The sequence below is a fragment of the Variovorax sp. LjRoot84 genome (assembly GCF_964254305.1).
Lineage (GTDB): Bacteria > Pseudomonadota > Gammaproteobacteria > Burkholderiales > Burkholderiaceae_C > Variovorax.
The window spans coordinates 803232-822380 of the sequence record NZ_CAXUTE020000002.1 but is presented as its reverse complement, the minus strand read 5'-3'; the positions used below and the strand labels follow the sequence as shown (position 1 = coordinate 822380).

Below are 19149 nucleotides of genomic sequence, written 5' to 3'. Positions count from 1 at the left end.
ACGTAAGGAGGTGCCATGGGAGCCACCGTCGCTCAGAAGGACGGCCTGATCAACAGCCGGGAAGAGAACGTGCGGCTATTTGTGTTCGGCGGCCACGACTGACATGGGCACCGTCACGCAGGAACACCTCGGGCCGGACACGCCCATGGGCGCCACCCTGGTGGCGGAGGGGGCAACATTCCGCGTGTGGGCGCAGAATGCACACGAAGTGCACGTGCTGGGCGACTTCACGGAATGGAACCCCGCGCCCGGAACTCGCCTGCAGCGCATCGATGGTGACCATTGGTGGGGCTTCGTGGGCGGCGCGTGCGACCGCCAAGCCTACAAGTTCTGGGTGGTCGGTTATGCCGGCAGCGGCTGGAAGCGCGACCCGTATGCGCGCGAGCTCGACTGGGACTCCGGCGATTGCATCCTGCGGCAGCCGGATTTCCCCTGGCACGACACTGGCTTCGTCACGCCTCGCTTCGAGAACTTCGTCATCTACCAGGTGCACGTCGGCGTGTACTCGACGCCGCGCTGGCCGCCGGGGGGCGGCACCTTTCTCGACGTCGCGGCTCGGCTACCCTATCTTGCCGACCTCGGCGTCACCGCCCTGCAGCTCCTGCCGATCCAGGAGTTTCCCTCCACCTTCAGCCTCGGCTACAACGGGTTGGACTACTTCTCGCCGGAATCGAACTTCGCGGTGCCGGACGCCGAACTGCCTGCCTATGTCGCATCGATCGATGCAATGCTCGCGTCGAAGGGCTTGTCGCCGTATGCCGAAGCGGACCTGAAGGGCGAGATGAACCAGCTGAAGGCGCTGGTGGATCTGGCGCACGTGCAAGGGATCGCCGTGATCTTCGACGTGGTCTACAACCATGCCGGCGGCGGCTTCGGCGATCAGAGCTTGTACTTCTTCGACCGGCAGCACGGGCAGCTACCACCCGTGCGGTTCGAGAATTCCCTCTACTTCGGGCTGCACGCGCACGCGGGCGGGCGCGTGTTCGATTTCGCCAAGCCGGAAGTGCGGGATTTCCTGATCAGCAATGCCTGCTTCCTGATGCAGGAGTACCGCATCGATGGCCTGCGCTACGACCAGGTCAGCGTGATCGACCACGACGGCCAGCCGCACGGCTGGCGCTTCTGCCAGGACCTGACCTCGACCCTGCGCTACCTTCGTCCCGGCGCGCTGCAGCTTGCCGAATACTGGGACCTGAACCCCTGGGTCGTCCGTCCCGTCAGCGACGGCGGGGCAGGCTTCGACACGACGCTGAGCAACACGCTGCGCATCGCCGTGCGCGACGTGTTGCGGGCGGCAAGCTCTCCCGGCACCGACGCGCTGCCGATGCAGCGGCTCGCCGACAGCCTCTGGCCCGCAGGGTTCGACGAGGCTTGGCGCTTTGTCCAGGGTCCCGAGAATCACGACGTGGTGCTGCGCGATCCGGATGCGTCCAAAGGGCGTGAGCCGCGCATCCCGAGGCTGGCGGATCCGTCCAATCCCCGCTCGTGGTTTGCGCGCTCGCGCAGCCGCGTCGCGATGGGGCTGACGCTGACCTCACCCGGCATCCCGATGATGTTCATGGGCCAGGAATTCCTCGAGGACAAGCAGTGGTCCGATGATCTGGAGAACCGCCCCGAGCTGCGCCTGTTCTGGCCCGGGCTCGAGGCGCCAGACCCGGCGATGCGGGACTTTCTGCGCTGCACCCGCGAGCTGATCCGGCTACGCTGGCGCCTGCCGGCGCTGCGCGCCAACGGCTTTCGCGTGATCGATGCCCACGACGGCAACCGTTTCCTGGCCTTTCACCGTTGGGTACCTGGGGTGGGAGAGGATGTCGTCGTGGTCGTCAGCCTGGCCGACCAGCCCCGGTATAACTACCGCGTGGGCTTCCCGTCCGGTGGGCGCTGGCTGGAAGCCTTCAACAGCGACGTGTACGACAACTGGGTCAATCCGCAGGTCGTCGGCAATGCCGGCGCCGTCGAGGCGAGCCCGGTACCGATGCACGAATTCGACCACTCGGCCGAGCTCACACTGCCGCCCAACTCCATCCTGGTCTTTTGTCGGACCTTCGCGTGAGAAGCCACGGCTGCGGAGGCTCGGAATGGCCAACGTTGTACACCGCGGCAAGTTCTGGCGGACCGCCGATGCCGGCCGGACTTGAGCGGCGGCTTCGGCCCTTCATCCCGTACAGCCAACGTCGGGCAAAGACAAGCAGCTGCTCGCGATCGGCGCACCGAGCGACCTCGTCACTCATCAACCGCACCAGGGCGCGGCGCTGGTGCTCGGTCATCCACCGGAATCCCAGGGCCTCACACGCCACTTGCTGGTGGTCGAACAGGGTGCGGCCGCGGCCGTACAAGGCGCGCAGGGACGAGATCTCGGGGGCGTCGATGCCCAACTCGCTGCCCAGATGGCGCCACAGCGCTGGCGGCACGATCCGGAAGGCGTCGAGCACACGGCCGCTCATACGCAGGAATCCGATGTGCAACGCCAAGCCGAGCTTGAGCGATTCGCCGCGGCGTGCACCGATCAGTTCACGTTCGGCGTGGCAGAAAGTGAAGAACGCCTGTAGCTCGAAGCCGCTAATGTCGCGCGGTAGTTCGCACATGCCCAAGTACGTCGTCTGCCAGCCTTGCATCGCGCGCCTCCGTCGGTGGGGCAGGGGACGATACGCCTCTGGAAAGTGAACAGCAACCTCAAGAAAATCAAAGACTTACAAACTCGCGCCCGCGCCGTTGCTGGCTTTAGGAACCGTCAGTCTGTGCACTGAAAACGAGTAGATCCCTTCTCAGGCGCACCGGTGAACGGACTACGGTCCGGCGGCGCGCTTCTTTCATACAGACTTCCGGGGCCGGCGAACCATGCGTCAGTTGGCGCTTCGTGAGCGGCTCGAGACCCAGTATGGCGGCCAGCTGGTCCCCCTGAATCCCTCGGCGAACGCTACTTCGACGCCGCCTTGCCGTAGTGCTCGGCCAGGTACGTCGCGATCACGTCGACGTCCTCCTTCGGTATCGGTGCACCGAAGGCGTTGATCATCTTGTTGATCGAGGCGGTCCATCCGGCCTTGTCGAGGAAGCGCGCATTCATCTGGATGTAGTCGAGGCTGTGACAGGCGATGCACTGACCCACCTTGTCCTTGCCCGGTCCGTCGACAAGCTGCACCCGCGATTCCTGCGAGAGTGCGCCGCCGGCGAGGGCGCAGACGACGACACCAGCGCTCGAGCGCGCGACCAGGCGCATCAGTGCTCTCATACAACCTCCACCGGTATGCGCTGGATCACGTTGTGGTGATACCCCGCGGGGTTGTGGATCAACTGCTCGACCTGCGTCTCGCCCGCGCGGCTCGTCGCCCGCGCCATGACGAGCCTCGTTCCGGTCTGCATCGCCGGCGCGCTCCACGAGAAATCCCGGAACGAGAAGCGCCCGAGTTCCTTGCCCAGCGCGGCCTCCTGCCAGGTCACGCCGCCGTCGATCGAGACTTCGACCTTGGCGATACCCGAGCCGCCGTCCCATGCCAGGCCCTTGACGACGATCGCCTTGCCGCGCCGGACCTTCTGCCCGCTCGACAGCGAGGTGATGAGGGAGTTCACGACCATCGTCGTGATCGGCTCGTTGGCCTGCCCAACCTGCGATGCGAAGCTAGGCGTCCTGAACTTGCCTCGCGGCAGCCGGTAGGCCGTGCTCATCCAGAAGTTGCCCTCCGGCTTCGAAACGACCTTGATACCGACGAGTGCCTTGATCCAGTATGTCCCCGTCCACCCTGGCACGACGAGCCGCGCAGGAAAGCCGTTCATGTGGGGGAGCGGTTTGCCGTTCATCTCGAACGCGATCAAGGTGTTCTTGTCCAGCGCGATCTCGAGCGGCAGAGACTTGACGAAGTCCGGCGTCCTGTCGATGACGGGATGATCGGCGCCGTCGAACACGACTTCAAGTGCGTCAGCCTTGATGCCGACCGTCGCCAGCACGTCCTTGAGCCGCACGCCCTTCCAGACCGCGTTGCCCATTGCCCCCACGCCCCATTCGATTCCCGGCACATGCGGCTCGAACAGCCCACGCCGGTTGCCCGAACACAGGCACACTGCAGTGATCTCTTCGGGCTGGAACTCCTTGCGCAACTGGGCCATCGTGAACCTGCGCTCGCGCTCGGCGCTTTCGCCGCCGACGGGCAGCACCCAATCCTTGACGTCCACTTGTGGAATGCCGGCGAGGTGCCAGCGGACGAAAAAGGCATCGTTGCGCGTGATCGGCGTGCGCAGGTACTCGATCGGCGTCTCGAAATTCGGAGGGCGGTAGGTCTTCTTGATCAAGGGCAACTTGCCCGGCAGCGCGTACAGATGCTGCGAGGCAAGCGCCCCGTCGGGAATCTCGGCCAGCCCCAATTCGGCGGTGCCGCCGACTGCAGCGGCAAGGGCGCGACGAGGCCCCAGCAGCGCCAGCCCACTCGCTTGTGCCGCACCCAGTACCAGGAGCCGGCGGCGAAGCTCTCTCTTGCGCGCGAGTGAATCCTTCATGACCACCCCTTCGACAAGCCGCGACCGGTCTCCGGTCGGGTGGACAGCCCGGCAGGGCTCACGTGCCTTTATAGCGTCGGGACGAGACACGTCAAGCCGCGACTCCGTCGGCCCACCATGTGCGCGAACTCCTTGATCTCCAGCGCCAGGCGCCAGCCAGACGCATTAGCTCGTCGATGCGCTCCCTATACGCGGCGAGGGAGCAGCCATCGAGCTGACAACGGGCAGCCACCCGATTGAGCTCCAGGTGGGGGATTGCGGTAGGGACGGAGGTTGCCCTCCGCCCCTACCGCAATCCCCAGGAACGCGACGATCGTGTCAGCTTGTGGATACCGGACACGCCGCACACAGAGACGAGCTCGATCACGCCGCGGCAATGGGAAACAGGATCTTTGGGCACGAAACGCACCGGATCGAGAAGCGCCAAGCGTGAAGCGGACATGGCCGCGCCCGCCGGCGAGAAGGGCAACGAGGCCGAACGCCGAGTAGGCTGGGTGCTCGAGGCCTGCTCACGCGTGATGCGCCCGGTCGTTCGGCTCGCGCTGGCCTTTGGCCTGAAGCACTCCACATCTCGAGGTCGCGCTGCGCGAACTGCTGATTGATGAGGCGCGACGGGCATGGCACCAGACTGGCACGGAACCGAACATCAGCCAGCTTCCGGTCACTACGGGCTTGAACCGCAAGGCCGTGACGGCCAAGGTGCGCGAGGCTGCAGAGCCTCTGCCTCACACCGAAATGTCGGCAGCGGCTAAGACGTTGACCCTGTGGCTGCAGATGGTCGCCAACGATCCCGCATCCCGCGTTTTGCACTTCACAGCAGAGGGCGGGGCGGCTTCCTTCGAAGCCTTGGCCCGGCAAGCCACCCGCGGGATTTTGCATCACCGTAGCATTCTTGATGAGCTGCTCGGATTGGACATGGCGATCGAGCACGCGGACCGCGTCGAACTCAACGCCGCCGCATTCGTGCCGGCGAAGGACCTGAAGAGCATGCTCGCCTTTCTAGGTGACAACGCCCGCGACCATCTACTCGCGGGGGTCGCCAACACCGTGGGTGCGGAGCCGCCCTTGCTGGAACGATCGGTGTTTGCCGCTGGAATCCCGCTCGATGACTGCGAGCGAATCCATCAGCTGGTGCGGGAGCGCTGGGGCGCCCTTCATAGCGAGCTGACGCGCGAGATGAACTAGCCACGGGGTACTATCGGCCTTCTGTCTTACACCCGAAAGTACTCTAAATGGCCAAGGTATTGCTGTACTCGGTGACCCAGGACCCCGCCTTCCCCGGCCGCGAGCCGGTCGATCCGGCGGATCCGCACGACGGAAAGTTCATGCAGGGCGCGCAGATGCTGTTCGAGCAGAGCGCAGCTGTCGACCCGTTCGGCGCCCACACCCTCGTCAACGATCCCGACGAGGCCGACCTGATCGTCTTCGCCGAGCTCGGGGCCGAGGGCCTGTTCTCCGAGTGGGTGCGGCATCACCCCTGGGTTCGCAAGTACCGCGAGAAGACCTTCATTTTCGACGTCGGCGACTTCACCCTGCCATTCCTGCCTGGGCTGTACGCATCGCTGCGCAAGGGCTATCACAGCAGCGGGCGCACCCGCACCGGCTACTACCTGCGGCTGGACGAGAACCCGCATGTGGAGTTCCGCCCTCACCCGTCGGAATACAAGCACCTCGCCTGCTTCGTCGGCTCCCTGATCAACCACCCCGTGCGGGCGCAGCTCAAGCGCATCGCATCCGAGCGGCTGATCGTCGAAGACACCTCCGACTTCGCGCAGCGGATGCTTTACATGTCGCCCGAGGAGAAGGAGCGGGACTTCTGGCCACGCTACGCCGACACCATGGCCGCTTCGGCCTTCGCACTCTGCCCGCGCGGGCGAGGGCCGGGCAGCATCCGGCTGTTCGAAGCCATGCGGATGGGGCGGTGCCCGGTGATCATCTCGGACGAGTGGGTCTACCCCCACCGCGTTGACTGGTCCTCTTGCAGCATCACCGTGTCGGAGGCAGACGTCCCGAAGCTTGCCGAGATCCTCGAGCGCAACCTGCACAGGGCGAAGGAGCTCGGGCTTGCCGCCCGCAGTGAGTGGGAGAAGTACTACTCCCCCGCCGTGCGCTTCCACTGGCTGGTCGAGGACTGCCTCGCAATCCGCCAGGAGCGGCAGCTGCCGGAGGCGATCGCGGGCCTGCTGACCTGGCGGCATCTGATCAACAAGTTCAACCTCCGGTGGTACGCGATGAGCAAGAAGCAGATCTACAAGGCGCACCGTCGGCTCGTGCTCTGAGGCCATGCCGACGGTCGAGACCTTCCGCTTCTGGACCAAGCAGCCCTGGGAGAAGCGGCTCACCCTCGCCCCCACCGCAGGCGGTAAGGAACAGGGTGGCGGCGATTGCGGTGATGCGGAGAGCTTTTTTCCTCTCGTTGTTGCTCCAGTGATGGATGGGCGGGGAGCCTAGACGGAGATTCCTCCAAGCGCAAAGCGGTCCCTGCAACTGTTGAACGCGATGCGCTGGTGGTCGCAGGCATCGCACTGCTCGACGTGGCCGCCCAGCGCCGCTTGTCGGAATCGAACTTTGGCGGGACCCGGTTGGCCCTGGACGCCCCCGATTGGGGCGATCTGGCTGTCGCCGCTGGCGTAGGGCGTGGGAGTCAGCCCCAGGCAGCCGGCGAGCTCGCGCCGGTTGGCGAAGCGCCGCCAGCCGAACACCTCCTTGACCAACACCCAGGCGCCCTTGGGTCCGATGGCACGCAGCTGCGCCAGTTGGGGTTGTCGTCCTTTTCGTGCAGATTGATACGGTTTTCCAAGAAAAGCCCAATCCCGACAACCACTTAGAAAGGCGCCGCTTTTCCGAAGCTCGTCCTTTTCATGCAGATTGGTACGTTTTCGCCGCATCCATCTGCCAAGCCCGCTTGACCTCATCGCTGTGCAGGTAGGTGGACGTGAGGCGTGCCTCAGGTTGGGGTAACCTCGGTTCCCGTGCAGATCGCAGCGGCATGAGCCAAGGGAGAAACCCTGGGCGAATTGCCTCGCTGAGAACACCTTATTGGAGAAATCTCTCTTCACCATCCAGAGACCTTTGCCACCACCGGCCGGATACATCAGTTGGCTGGACTACGCGGTCGAGCGCTTCGACACCCGAGAGCCGTGGCTCGACAGCCATTTCGAGACCCTCATCGATGAGACGGCGGTCGAGCTCGATCGGGAAGAAATCCGTGAGTCCGTGCGCATGGAGCTGCGCGCTCTGCGAAAGGCCGCCGCGGCTGCCGGTTCATGAGTCCCGGCCGCGCGCCGCGAACGCCGCATCCATCTGTCGTGCCCGCTTGACCTCGTCGCCGTGCAGGTAGATCGAGGTGGTCGTGATGGAGGCGTGGCGCAGGTTATCGCGCACGGTGGTCAGTTCCGCTCCGCGCGCCAGCGCATGCGTGGCATGGGTGTGGCGCATCCAGTGCGGACTGGCGCGACGCAGCTTTTCCGCGAGTGCCGGGCTGTCCGCTTCGATGACCTCGGCCACTTGCACGAAGAAGCGCCGCATGACGCTCCACAGCCGCGTGGTCGTGATGCCCGCCGCGCTGTCGAGCTCAAGGCTGCCGATCAGCGGTGTCTTCGGATCCCACCGGGCCGGCGTGAGCGGCAACTGGCGCTGCATCAGATACCGATCCACTGCAGCCCTGGCCAATGGCGGCAGCGCCACCTTGCCTGACTTGCTGCCCTTGCCCACCAGATGCAGCCAGTGGTCGCCATGAACGTCCACCTCGATCTGCGCGAGCCTCGCGCCGACCAGTTCGCCGATGCGCAACCCGGTCGCGTACGCGAAGTCCAGCACGAAGCGCAGCCGTTGCGCCGCCGCAGGCTCCCAGCCGTGCACCCAATCCAGGCCCTCGGCCACCGCCTGGACGATCGCCCATTCCCCTTCGCCAAAGACCCGCGTGAGCGCCAGCGGCTCGGTCCGGGATGCGCCTCGCACCTTGATGCCGGCAAAGGGATTGGCCAGCACATAGCGCTGCTGGATCAGCCAGCGGAACAACGCCCCCGCCACCGACAGGGCATAGGCCACGGAACGCGCCGACAGCGCGCCCGTGAACGGCCGCCACTCGGGCGAGGAACGCGGCGCGGCCGGCCCGATCCAGCGCCCGCGCGGCGGCGGGTGGCGCAGGAAAGCTCGGTACGCCACCGCATCCTCCGTCGTCAATGAAGACAGCGGCTTCTCGCGCTCGACAATCGCCCAGAGGATCAGCCGTTCGGCTTCCTTGCGGTAAGCGCGCTGGGTGGCCGCCGATTCGTGCAGCGACAGCCAGGCTTGCACCGCCTCGTAGTCGTTGCTCGCACCCAGGATGCAAGTCTCCAGCGGCGCGCGAAAGGCGCCGCTGGACCCGTCGACCTCATGGGGCACGTACAGGCGCTCCCAGGGAACCACGTCCTGTTGCGCGCCGACGGGCACCAGTGCTCGAGCGCACTCGGTCAGTTCGGGGTGCGCCGCGAAGAAGGCTTCGACCTGCCGGGCGCCGGTGGCGCCCAGGCCGGGAATGGCGGTCCACCAGCGCCGCCGCCGCGGCACGCGCACCGTCAGATCGGCGAGCGTGCGCAGGCCATGGGCTCGCATGGGATTGGCGATGCGCGTCGGCAGCCAGCGCTCGACGGCATCCGTCACCAGCGGCCGCGGAACAGCCATCCCGCGCAGCATCTCGATCGCGTCCATCACTGCGCGGGCGCGCTTGTCTCGCTCGGATGCGGGGTGCATGACCAGTTGCGCGAGGTCTTCGCGACCGCACCTTCGGGCATGGTCCGTCAACCGGCGGCGGATGTCGCCGAGCACCGCGCGGGATGAACGGCCTGACGCCCTGGCGTCCGGCAGGTATTGCGCGATCGCCTCGGTGGCGCTCATGCCCGCGTACCAGGCACGCAATGCGGCGAGAGCGGCGGCGCCCGGGAAGACTTCTTGCTCAGCCTGCCTTCCCTCTGTCCTGGTGGATCTACTTTTCATTCTGGCAGTTTAGCCAAATGAGATGGATATTGCGATAAGAATGGTTATCTCGATAGCACGACTTGCAGAGTGGGTTTTCGGTGGCTTTGCTGAGCTGGCCAACCCTTTGCGAGGGGTTGCAAGAAGTGTGGAATAGCGCGCTTGATGTCGAACGTCATGCGTGGCGACGGCGAGGATCGAACGCCAGTTATCGCGCACCTTTGTACAGCCGGTGTGGGCCGAGGATTCAGGCATACGGCACCTACCTTGGGTGAGTGACGGACGGCAAAGCGCTGGCCAGGCCACGGATGAAGGATTGGGGGCGGCGGTAGCCACGCATCAGCGAGCTTCGTCATTCGTTGCCACGTCATGTGATCCTTCTGGCTTCGACGCCGAAGCTTTCGTCGCCAAGATCGCTGACATAGTGGGGCCACAGTAGCCCGACTGGGGATCACGTCGAGTCCCGACATGCGGTGAGCTAAAGTTGCCCCAGCCGATTCGCTCGACGACCGATGAGATCGGAGCGCAGCGCGTTGCTGCTTTCATCGACAAACAACCACCTTCGAATTGGATATGACTTCAAAAAGCAAACTGCTGCTCGGCGCTGCGCTCTTGGCGGGATGGATGGGCCTGGCATCGGCCCAGGATGCGGACCCGACGAACCTGGTTCGGGGCGGCTTGCAGGTGGTCCAGATGGTGGATCAGGGCAAGGTCGGCGAGCTTTGGGATGGCGCGGCCGTCATCGCCAAGAAGCGGGTCGCCCGTCCCGACTTCATTCGTCAGGTGGGCGCGGCGCGTTCGCCCCTCGGCGCGGCGCAGCAGCGCACCTGGGTCTCGGTCAATCGGCAGGCGGTCACCAATGAAGACGCCGATCTGGCAGGGCAATACGTCAACGTCGAATACGAAACCCGCTTTGCCAATGTCGCCAACCGGACCGTGCGCGAGATGACAAGCTTTCGCCTTGATCGCGACGGGACCTGGCGTTTGAGCGGCTACGTGCTGCGATAAGTCGGTGATTCGATGCGCCGCATTTTGCGGCGCATCCGCTCAGCCGATCCGCTGCAGCAGCACGTGTTCGCGGCAGTCAAGCGGCACACCGGGGCATTGGCCAAACGGCTCGCGTCGATTTGCAAGGGGCTAAAAGAGAAGTCCCGCGCCCCATGGGCCAGCCCATTGCCGAGACGGCATCGCTCCGCCGCATTTCTTCTTTTATCCGGCCAACGATGAGCTACGTTGACTGTGGGAAATAAGGCAAATACATCTGCCGAGCTAACCAATTCCTGGAAGTAGGAAATTCCCATACTCATTGATGAATCGCCTTAGCCGCCAACTGCAAAGATGACGACGAAAGTTCGTATTTATATGCCTCGCCTGAAAAGAAGTCGGCTGGGGAAATGTCAAACATTGACAAAAAGAGAGCCGGCATCGTTGGCGCAGCTCTATCTACTTTATTATTTCGGAGAAATAAAGTTGCTTCTGTAACACTTTGATACTATCGCTTTTATAAGTCGGGGCCATGAACGAAAGCTATTTCTCCATCTGGAACGAATCCATTGGCGCTTGGATCGCTGCGCCCGAGACCACTCGGGCCCGCGGCAAGCGCGGCGGCAGCCGCGTGGCGGTGGCCGGCGCAGCTGGCGCTATTGCACCGCCCCGGTTGGGTCGCCTGCGCTCGGGGATCATGAGCGCGCTGGTGGCGATGGGCGGGATGGGATGGGCCATGTCGGCGCAGGCGCAGAATGTTGTGACCTGCGATACCTCGCCGTGGGACGAGTACGCCGGCACCGCGTCATGCATGGGCGCTGGAGCCGCTGCATCGGGGCAGGGGGCTACCGCGCTGGGCTCTCAAGCGACCGTCACTACCGGCGGCGGGGTCGCAGTAGGCTTTGACGCAAATAGCTTGGGATTGAATGCCATCGCGGTAGGTTTCCAGGCGCATTCCTCGGCCATCAACTCCATTTATCTGGGCGCGCGCACCGCCGCCGGCACCGGTGCGCTGGCTGACGGCGCCATCGGAATCGGCACGGATGTGACGGCTAGTGGTGGCAATACCGTTGCCATTGGCACCCAATCCAGAGCCGTGGGCAACCAATCCCTCGCACTCGGCCTGGGCGCGCTCGCCGGCAATACCGGCAATTCGGCTGTGCCCAACGCCATCGCAATCGGCGTTAACTCGCGTTCTCTCGCCAATTCCAGCGTTGCGGTCGGCACTGCCGCCAATGCGAGCGCCGATGGTGGTGCAGCCATCGGCGGCACCGCCGCAGCCAGCGGGATTAACTCCAGCGCACTCGGAAGTGGCACGGTCGCGAGCAGCACCAATGCGACCGCAGTTGGCGCATCCGCCGAGGCCACTGGAGTCGGCGCCAGCGCACTGGGTTCTTTCGCCAACGCCAGTGGCGGGAATTCCGCTGCGATAGGTTCTGGCTCCGACGCCAGCGGTGCCAATGCGTTCGCCGGCGGCCGTTTGGCAGCGGCAACCAACGCCGCAGCCACCGCCGTCGGGAACGGCGCTCGGGCGGAAGGGAATAGTTCGCTTGCGCTCGGAGCGCAAGCGCTCGCAATCGGGGCCAGCACAGTTGCGGTCGGCCAGGGTGCCGGTGCGGGCTCGACGGTCGCCAATACGGGTTCGGTCGCAGTGGGCATTGCCGCCGGAACGCTGGTCAGCGGCGCGCAGAACACCGCCTTGGGCGGAGGCATTGCGAGCGCGATGCGGGGCGCGGGTTCGGGCGTCACGGGAACGCGCAATGTCGCCTTCGGCACAGGCGACGGCACGGTCGCCTACGATGTCACCTTGGACGCTGCGGCAGGCAGCCTGGTAAGCGGCAACGACAATATCGCCATCGGCACCAACGCAGGCATCGGCGTCGCGAGCAACGCGACGACGTCGATCGGCCTGAACGCGAATGCGAGCGTGGGCAACGCGATCGCCATCGGTTCCCAGGCAAACGCTTCCGCACTGGATGCCGTCGCGCAAGGCAGCAGCGCCAACGCAGGCGGGCGGAACGCCATCGCGATGGGCTTCCAGTCGATCGCCTCCGAGGTAAATTCCATCAATCTTGGCGCGCGCACGGTTGCAGGAACGGGCGCCACGGCGGCGGGCGCCATCGCCGTCGGCACAGACGTGGAGGCGTCCCAGACTCGCGCTGTCGCAATGGGTGTCTTAACCCGCGCTGCCGGCGTCGACGCACTTGCGCTCGGTACCCGGGCCAACGCGGCTGCCGACAACGCCACCGCGCTCGGCTCGGGCGGGACCAGCGTCGCGACCGCCGTGCGCGCCTCGGGCGCAGGTTCTGTGGCGCTGGGCGGCAACGCGACCGCGGGCGCCAACGCGGCGGGCACCAATGCCATCGCCATTGGCGGAGAGTCGTCCGCCACCCAGACGGAGGCGATCGCAGTCGGCCGTCTGGCCAGCGCCTCGGCCTTGAACACCATCGCGGTCGGCAGCAATGCCCGGGCGGATTCGGCCGAAGCGGTTGCGATTGGTACCAACGCCACCGCCACTGGAGGTCGCGCGGTTTCCATCGGCTCCGGCAACGTCGCCAGCGGCAACGGCGCGGTTGCGATCGGTGACCCGAACACCGCCACCGGCAACGGCGCGGTCGCGAGCGGCCTGGACAACACGGCCACCGGCAACGGTTCCGTGGCGATGGGCAATACCAATATGGTCGGCGGTGGCGGCCAGGCGGTGAGCGTCGCGGGCACGGCGGCGCAGGGCGCGGTCGGCATCGGCTTCCAGAACACCGTGGTTGGCCAGGGCAGCGTCGCGATCGGCAGCACCAGCAGCGCGCTGGCTGCGGGCGCGGTCGCGTTCGGCGACACGGCGGTGGCGAACAACGCTGGCGACGTGGCGCTGGGCTCCGGCTCCACGACGACGGCGGCAGTCGGTACGGCCAGCGCCGTGATCGGCGGCACCATCTACAACTTCGCCGGCACCACGCCGACGAGCACGGTCAGCGTCGGCGCTTCGGGTGCGGAGCGCACCATCACCAACGTGGCCGCCGGCAGGATTTCCGGCGCCTCCACCGATGCGATCAATGGCTCGCAGCTGTTCGCCACGAACCAGCAGGTCACGAAGAACACGGCCGACATCACCACCCTCGGTGACACGATCACCGATATCAACACCGGCGCGGGCATCAAGTACTTCCACGCCAACTCGACCCTGCCCGACTCGCAGGCCCTCGGGACGGATTCCGTCGCCATTGGCCCGAACACGGTGGCGAACAACGCAAACGCCGTGGCGCTGGGCTCCGGCTCCACGACGGCGGCGGCAGTCGGCACGGCCAGCACCGTGATCGGCGGCACCACCTACAACTTCGCCGGCACCACGCCGACGAGCACGGTCAGCGTCGGCGCGGTGGGCACCGAGCGCACCATCACGAATGTGGCGGCGGGCCGGCTCGACGCCAGCTCGACCGACGCCATCAACGGCTCGCAGCTGTTCGCCACGAACCAGCAGGTGACGGCGAACACGACCGCCATCACCAATCTCAACAACACGATCGGCGACATCAACACCGGCGCAGGCATCAAGTACTTCCACGCCAACTCGACCCTGCCCGACTCGCAGGCCCTCGGGACGAATTCCGTCGCCATCGGCCCGAATGCGGTCGCCAACAATGCGAGTGACGTGGCGCTGGGCTCCGGCTCCACGACGGCAGCGGCGGTCGGCACGGCCAGCACCGTGATCGACGGCACGACCTACAACTTCGCCGGCACCGCACCGATCGGCACGGTGAGCGTGGGATCGGTCGGCGCCGAGCGCACGATCACCAACCTGGCCGCGGGCCGGATCAGTGCAACCAGCACCGATGCCATCAACGGCTCGCAGCTGTACGCAACGAACCAGTCGATCGAGAACCTGAGCAACACCGTCGAAGCCAGCCGGATCGAGTACTACAGCGTCAATTCGACGGGCGGCGGCAACGAGAACAACCTCGGCGCGACGGGCGCCGACGCCATGGCCATGGGCAAGGATGCGTCCGCCACGGCGGTCGACAGCATCTCTGTCGGCCGCGGCGCCGCGACCACCGCCGGCAGCGCCGTTGCGGTCGGTGCGGATTCTTCCGCAACCGTCGCCGGCTCGGTCGCGCTGGGATCGGGTTCCGTGTCCGACCGCGCCGTCGCAGGCAGCACCGGCGACATCCCCGCAGGCAGCTCGCTGATTCCGTTCAACACGACCGACCGGACGCTGCTGGGCGCAGTCTCCGTCGGCAGTGCGACCACCTACCGCCAGATCACCAACGTGGCCGACGGCACGCAATCGCAGGACGCCGTCACGGTGCGCCAGCTCAGCGGTGCGCTGCAATCCTTTGCGGTCACGCCGCTCCAGTACTTCCACGCCAATTCGACCGCGATGGACTCGCTGGCCATCGGTGCCGAATCGGTGGCGGTCGGCCCGCGCACGGTGGTCAACGGCAACAGCGGCGTCGGCATCGGCGATGGCGCGGTGGTGCAGCAGACCGCCCCGGGCGGCGTGGCCATCGGCCAGGGTGCGACCTCGCACCGGGCAGACTCCATCGCGCTCGGCACCCAGTCTTCTGCCGCAGCGGTACAGGGCGTTGCGCTCGGCGCGGGCACCAGCGTGAGCCAGGCCGGCGGCGTGGCATTGGGCGCCGGCTCGGTCGCTTCCACTGCGGCCGGTGCGGCCGGCTATGTGCCTACGGGTGCATCCACCTCGCAGACCGCAGCCATCAACGCGACCACCAGCACGCTGTCTGCGGTGTCGGTGGGCGATGCTTCCAATGGCCAGTTCCGCCAGATCACCGGGGTGGCGGCGGGTTCGCTGGACAGCGACGCGGTCAACGTGTCGCAGTTGAAGGCGGTGCAGACGACGGTGGCCAGCATCGACCAATCCGCAGTGAAGTACGAGACCAATGCCGACGGCACCACCAACTACAACAGCGTGAAGCTGGGCGGCACGAACACGAACGCCCCAGTGACCCTCCACAACGTCGCGGACGGCGTGGCGGGCAACGATGCGGTCAACGTCAACCAACTGCGAAGCGCCTCGGCCGCTTCCACCGCCTACACCGATGCGCGCGTCAATGCGCTGGGCAACGAGCTGCATGGCGTCGCGCGCAATGCCTATGCTGGCGTTGCGGCCGCCATGGCGGTGCAAATGCCCGGCAGCTATGTGCCGGGCAAGACCGTGATGCGCCTCGGCTACGGCGTCTTCAAGGGCGAGAGCGCGGTCGGCGTGAGCTTCCGCCGCACCGCAGAGAACAACGGGTGGAGCGTGACGGGCGGCGTCGGTCTGAGCCGCGCCGGCCCCGCGGCGACCGTCGGTGCCGAGTGGGTATTCAACTGAGATCGAGAAGAGAACACATGAAGAGCAAATCGTTCATCCTGCGGGCAAGTGCGATGGTGGCCGCTGGTGCCACGATGGCACTCATGGGCTGCGCAGGCCCTGGCCACTCCATCGATCCTGACGCACAGAAGCGCGCGGCTTCTACCCAGTCATCGCCCCCCGCGCCCGAGGACTTTCCTGCGGTCGAGTCAGCCAAATGGAAGGAGGGCGCATTCCCCAGCCTGGAAGCATTGCGCGCCATGCGGACAGGCATGGGCAAGGATCAGGTGCGGCAGTTGCTGAGCTGGCCGCACTTCAGCGAGGGACTGGGCGGCGTTCGCACATGGAACTACATCTTCCACTTTCGTACGGGCAGCGGCCCCGAGTACATCACCTGCCAGTACATGGTTCGCTTCAACGACGACGTGCTGACCAGCGGGATGTACTGGAACAAACGGGAATGCGCGCAGCGGATGGATCCGCCGGCAGCCAAGCCCACGCCCGTTGCTGCCACTACGTCCCCGCAGCGCAAGGTGACGCTTGGCGCGGATGGGCTCTTCCGCTTCGATGGTGGATCACCGGCAGACCTGCTTCCGCAAGGGCGCGGCAAGCTCGAGGCATTGGTGAGCGAAATCAAGCGCGACGGCCGGTCGCTGGATTCCGTCGTGGTGACTGGCCATACCGACCGGCTCGGCACTGGCAGCTACAACCAAGCGCTGTCGATGGCGCGCGCCAGCACCGTCCGCGATGTCCTCGTCCAAAATGGCATCGACGCGAGCTTGATCCGAGTGATGGGCAAGGGCGAAGCCGAGCCCAGGGTGCAATGCGAGCAGAAGAAGCGCGAGGATCTCATCGCCTGCCTGGCGCCGAATCGGCGCGTCGAGATCGAGGTATTCGAGGGGCGTTGAACTTCGTGGTAGATCATGCTCCTCGTGCAGCGAGTACGCGAAGTTTGTGATGAGAAGTTTGCCGGAGGGCCACCGGCGTTTCCGCCGCCCAGATGCGCTGAGCTGTTGAAGAGCGCGCGAGGATGATGCGACCGTGCTGTACCAACGCGCTGCGCGGGAGCCCTGAGGGAACGCGTGATCAAGCCCGGGGCAGGACGAGACGGAACGTACTGCCGCGCGCAGGCGCACTGTCCAGCAGCACCTTACCGCCATGCCGTTGCGCCACGGTCTTGACGAAGGCCAGTCCGAGGCCCGCTCCCTCGACGTTGTCGCCAGTCCTTCCCCTGGAAAAAGGTTCGAACAATCGGGCCTGCAGGTCCTCGCCGATTCCCTCCCCCTGGTCCTGCACCAGCACCGCCCACTCGAGCGGGAGCGGCTCGACGGCGCAGGTAATCGACGATCCCGCCGGCGAGAACTTGAGCGCGTTGCCTAGCAGATTGCCGATGGCGCGCGCGACGAGCTCCCGGTCGATCACGCTGTGCGCCTCCTCCGGCGAAGGCGCCATGGTGATGCGCACGCCATGCCGGCGCGTCGCTTCCCACGCATCGTCGACGCACTCGAGCAGCACATCGACGAGGTTGTAGCGCTCGACCCGATAGCTGCTCGACTGCGCCCGGACCAGCTGCGTGAAATCGTCGGCGAGGCCCAGCGCCTTGCGCGCATGGCGCTCGATGCGCTCGTGAAACTGCAGCTGCGTCATCGCCGATGGGCTCTGCCGCTGCAAGCTCAGCAACGTGAGGATGGAAGCCAGCGGTGCGCGCATGTCGTGGCTCAGGAAGCGCATCGCATGGTCCCGCTGGCGCTGGGCCTGGCGGATCGCGGTCACGTCCACCAGCGAGACGATCCACCCGAGGTGCTCGCCGCCGCCGCTGAACGAGGGCGCCTGCTTGACCAGCAGGTCGCGCTCGGACCCGTCGCGCGCGGCCGCAGAGACCGTCGCGGGCGCCGCAGCCAGGCTGGCGGCGCTGACGACCGGCTGGTGATTTAACTGCGACAGCACGTCCGCCATCAGGGCGGCAGCCGGGGCGCCCTGCAGCCCGGCGCCGGAGTCGGCACCGAAATGACGGCCCGCTGCGGCGTTGGCAAGGAGCACGATCCCTGCCCGGTCGCAGACGAGGGTCGCGTCGGGCAGGCCTTCCAGGCTGTCGCTGACGAAGCGCTGCAGGTTGCTCAATTGCTCGGCCACCTGCCGCAGCGCGTCGATGCGGCGGCCCAGGAAATCGCCCGAAGCGGGGGCGCTGCTGGACAGGGCCCCCATGCGCCCGCTGCGACGCAGCCGGCCCAACTCGTCCACGAGATAGCGCGAGGCCACGTCGAGCTTTCGCCAGCTCCACAAGGCGTAGCCCACGCCCACGCCGAGCATGCCTGCTACCGGCGCGAACTGAACGCCGAAGGATGCAGCGGCCGCGGCCGCGGCCAGGGGCAGCGCCATCATCGCCAGCGTCAGCAACAGCGCCGGAAAGGGGCCGATGAAGGCCATGCCCGCCAGCGCCAGCAGCACGGGAAGAACGTTGAGCGCCGCGTTGAGCCATCCGGGCAGCGGGGCCATGCTGCGCCGGCTCAGCAGGCTGTCGAGCACGTTGGCCGAGAACTCGACGCCGGACATCAGCTTCGAGCGGCCCGAGACCGGCGTGGTGTACAGGTCGCCCAGGCCGGCCGCTGTGGCCCCTATCAGCACGTACTTGCCCTTGAAGGCTCCCGGGGCCACAGCGCCGTCCAGGACGTCGACGTAGGACAGTTGCCGAAAGTGCCCCGGCGGACCCGCGAAGGGCACGATCATCCTGCGCGAGCGTTGCCAGGCGGGAACGCCGTCCGCACCGCTGCTCGCCGCATCGGACTCGGCCTGCGCGGAGCCCGGCCCGGCATCGCCAATCTTGCGCATGGCGAGGCTGAAGTGATCCCACTGGCCGCCGGCGAGCCCCTCCTGCAGGTACACGCTGCGGGCCACGCCGTCGTCGTCGACGGCGAGGTGCACATGCCCCAGCGCTGCGGCAGCGCGGCGCAGCGCGGGCAGCGGCTCGACGATGAAGGGCTCCGTGTTGTGGCTTTGCATCATCAGCGGGAGCACCACCTTGCCGCTGCGTGACACCGCGGCGGTCAGCACGGCATCGTCGGCGGGGAAGCGCTGTTCCGGCTCGATGAAGAGCAGGTCGATGCCGATGGCAGCGGGCGCGTCCTTGTCGATGCGGTCGATCAGGTTGGCATGGAAGGAGCGCCGCCACGGCCATCGTCCCAGGGCCGCCACGCTCTTGTCGTCGATGGCCACGATGACCACCTCGCTGCGATCGACCGGGCGCGCCTGCAGGAACATCAGCGTGTCCTGAAGCGATCGGTTCGGCCCCTGCAACCAGCCGGAGCGGTCCAGGGCGAGCACCAGGCCCGCGACGACGATCGCCAGCGCCAGCCATTCGAACCGGCGCCAGGGCAGGCGACGATCTGCGGCGAAGAGGCGGCGGTTCAGCATGGTTC

At 66.3% G+C, this 19149-nt stretch carries 11 protein-coding genes and 3 pseudogenes; 7 read left to right on the top strand and 7 right to left on the bottom strand.

Translation table 11 applies throughout. The features are described 5' to 3' along the window. Positions 1 to 103: 103 nt before the first annotated feature. Positions 104 to 2053 (top strand): alpha amylase C-terminal domain-containing protein, encoded by a 1950-nt coding sequence (locus tag ACSQ9I_RS34590; RefSeq protein WP_436316500.1) that lies wholly within the window; start codon positions 104 to 106, stop codon positions 2051 to 2053. Positions 2054 to 2153: 100 nt separating this feature from the next. On the opposite strand, the pseudogene ACSQ9I_RS34585 reads toward ACSQ9I_RS34590, so the two are convergent. The 3 genes and pseudogenes from ACSQ9I_RS34585 to ACSQ9I_RS34575 form a co-directional block, all read right to left on the bottom strand. Next, positions 2154 to 2615 (bottom strand): annotated as a pseudogene (locus ACSQ9I_RS34585) (DUF4158 domain-containing protein); the annotation flags it as partial. A 302-nt stretch (positions 2616 to 2917) separates the two neighbouring features. Further along, positions 2918 to 3229 (bottom strand): cytochrome c, encoded by a 312-nt coding sequence (locus ACSQ9I_RS34580; RefSeq protein ID WP_436316499.1) that lies wholly within the window; start codon positions 3227 to 3229, stop codon positions 2918 to 2920. Further along, positions 3226 to 4488: a molybdopterin-dependent oxidoreductase gene (locus ACSQ9I_RS34575; protein WP_436316498.1), complete on the bottom strand. Its 1263-nt coding sequence runs from the start codon at positions 4486 to 4488 to the stop codon at positions 3226 to 3228. Before ACSQ9I_RS34575 ends, ACSQ9I_RS34580 begins: the two co-directional genes overlap by 4 nt. A gap of 672 nt (positions 4489 to 5160) precedes the next feature. On the opposite strand from ACSQ9I_RS34575, the gene ACSQ9I_RS34570 reads away from it, so the two are divergent. Continuing rightward, the gene (locus ACSQ9I_RS34570; protein ID WP_436316497.1) at positions 5161 to 5673 is read left to right on the top strand and encodes a DUF6502 family protein; all 513 of its coding nucleotides are present in this window, start codon (positions 5161 to 5163) and stop codon (positions 5671 to 5673) included. A 47-nt stretch (positions 5674 to 5720) separates the two neighbouring features. Further along, positions 5721 to 6767, top strand: coding sequence for an exostosin domain-containing protein (locus tag ACSQ9I_RS34565; protein WP_436316496.1), 1047 nt, complete (start codon positions 5721 to 5723; stop codon positions 6765 to 6767). Positions 6768 to 6962: 195 nt separating this feature from the next. Here the strand turns inward: ACSQ9I_RS34565 and ACSQ9I_RS34560 are convergent. Next, positions 6963 to 7052: pseudogene (locus tag ACSQ9I_RS34560) on the bottom strand (transposase zinc-binding domain-containing protein); the annotation flags it as partial. Positions 7053 to 7097: 45 nt separating this feature from the next. Continuing rightward, positions 7098 to 7247: pseudogene (locus tag ACSQ9I_RS34555) on the bottom strand (transposase); the annotation flags it as partial. Between the two features lie 280 nt (positions 7248 to 7527). Here ACSQ9I_RS34555 and ACSQ9I_RS34550 point away from each other — a divergent pair. Then, positions 7528 to 7758, top strand: coding sequence for a hypothetical protein (locus ACSQ9I_RS34550; protein ID WP_436316495.1), 231 nt, complete (start codon positions 7528 to 7530; stop codon positions 7756 to 7758). Here the strand turns inward: ACSQ9I_RS34550 and ACSQ9I_RS34545 are convergent. Continuing rightward, a complete protein-coding gene (locus ACSQ9I_RS34545; protein WP_436316494.1) occupies positions 7753 to 9465 on the bottom strand; it encodes a phage integrase family protein in 1713 nt (570 codons plus the stop codon). The genes ACSQ9I_RS34550 and ACSQ9I_RS34545 overlap by 6 nt on opposite strands. Before the next feature lie 552 nt (positions 9466 to 10017). On the opposite strand from ACSQ9I_RS34545, the gene ACSQ9I_RS34540 reads away from it, so the two are divergent. From ACSQ9I_RS34540 to ACSQ9I_RS34530, 3 genes are all read left to right on the top strand, one after another. Beyond that, a complete protein-coding gene (locus tag ACSQ9I_RS34540) occupies positions 10018 to 10452 on the top strand; it encodes a DUF4019 domain-containing protein (protein ID WP_436316493.1) in 435 nt (144 codons plus the stop codon). Positions 10453 to 10960: 508 nt separating this feature from the next. Beyond that, positions 10961 to 15754, top strand: coding sequence for an ESPR-type extended signal peptide-containing protein (locus tag ACSQ9I_RS34535; protein WP_436316492.1), 4794 nt, complete (start codon positions 10961 to 10963; stop codon positions 15752 to 15754). Between the two features lie 17 nt (positions 15755 to 15771). Further along, the gene (locus tag ACSQ9I_RS34530) at positions 15772 to 16641 is read left to right on the top strand and encodes an OmpA family protein (RefSeq protein ID WP_436316491.1); all 870 of its coding nucleotides are present in this window, start codon (positions 15772 to 15774) and stop codon (positions 16639 to 16641) included. A 178-nt stretch (positions 16642 to 16819) separates the two neighbouring features. On the opposite strand, the gene ACSQ9I_RS34525 is transcribed toward ACSQ9I_RS34530, so the two are convergent. Further along, the gene (locus tag ACSQ9I_RS34525; RefSeq protein WP_436316490.1) at positions 16820 to 19144 is read right to left on the bottom strand and encodes a CHASE2 domain-containing protein; all 2325 of its coding nucleotides are present in this window, start codon (positions 19142 to 19144) and stop codon (positions 16820 to 16822) included. Positions 19145 to 19149 lie beyond the last annotated feature (5 nt).

Coding starts and splice junctions, on each gene's coding strand:
- ACSQ9I_RS34590 (WP_436316500.1), top strand. CDS start 104: ATGGGCACCGTCACGCAGGAACACCTCGGGCCGGACACGCCCATGGGC.
- ACSQ9I_RS34580 (WP_436316499.1), bottom strand. CDS start 3,229: ATGAGAGCACTGATGCGCCTGGTCGCGCGCTCGAGCGCTGGTGTCGTC.
- ACSQ9I_RS34575 (WP_436316498.1), bottom strand. CDS start 4,488: ATGAAGGATTCACTCGCGCGCAAGAGAGAGCTTCGCCGCCGGCTCCTG.
- ACSQ9I_RS34565 (WP_436316496.1), top strand. CDS start 5,721: ATGGCCAAGGTATTGCTGTACTCGGTGACCCAGGACCCCGCCTTCCCC.
- ACSQ9I_RS34545 (WP_436316494.1), bottom strand. CDS start 9,465: ATGAAAAGTAGATCCACCAGGACAGAGGGAAGGCAGGCTGAGCAAGAA.
- ACSQ9I_RS34540 (WP_436316493.1), top strand. CDS start 10,018: ATGACTTCAAAAAGCAAACTGCTGCTCGGCGCTGCGCTCTTGGCGGGA.
- ACSQ9I_RS34535 (WP_436316492.1), top strand. CDS start 10,961: ATGAACGAAAGCTATTTCTCCATCTGGAACGAATCCATTGGCGCTTGG.
- ACSQ9I_RS34530 (WP_436316491.1), top strand. CDS start 15,772: ATGAAGAGCAAATCGTTCATCCTGCGGGCAAGTGCGATGGTGGCCGCT.
- ACSQ9I_RS34525 (WP_436316490.1), bottom strand. CDS start 19,144: ATGCTGAACCGCCGCCTCTTCGCCGCAGATCGTCGCCTGCCCTGGCGC.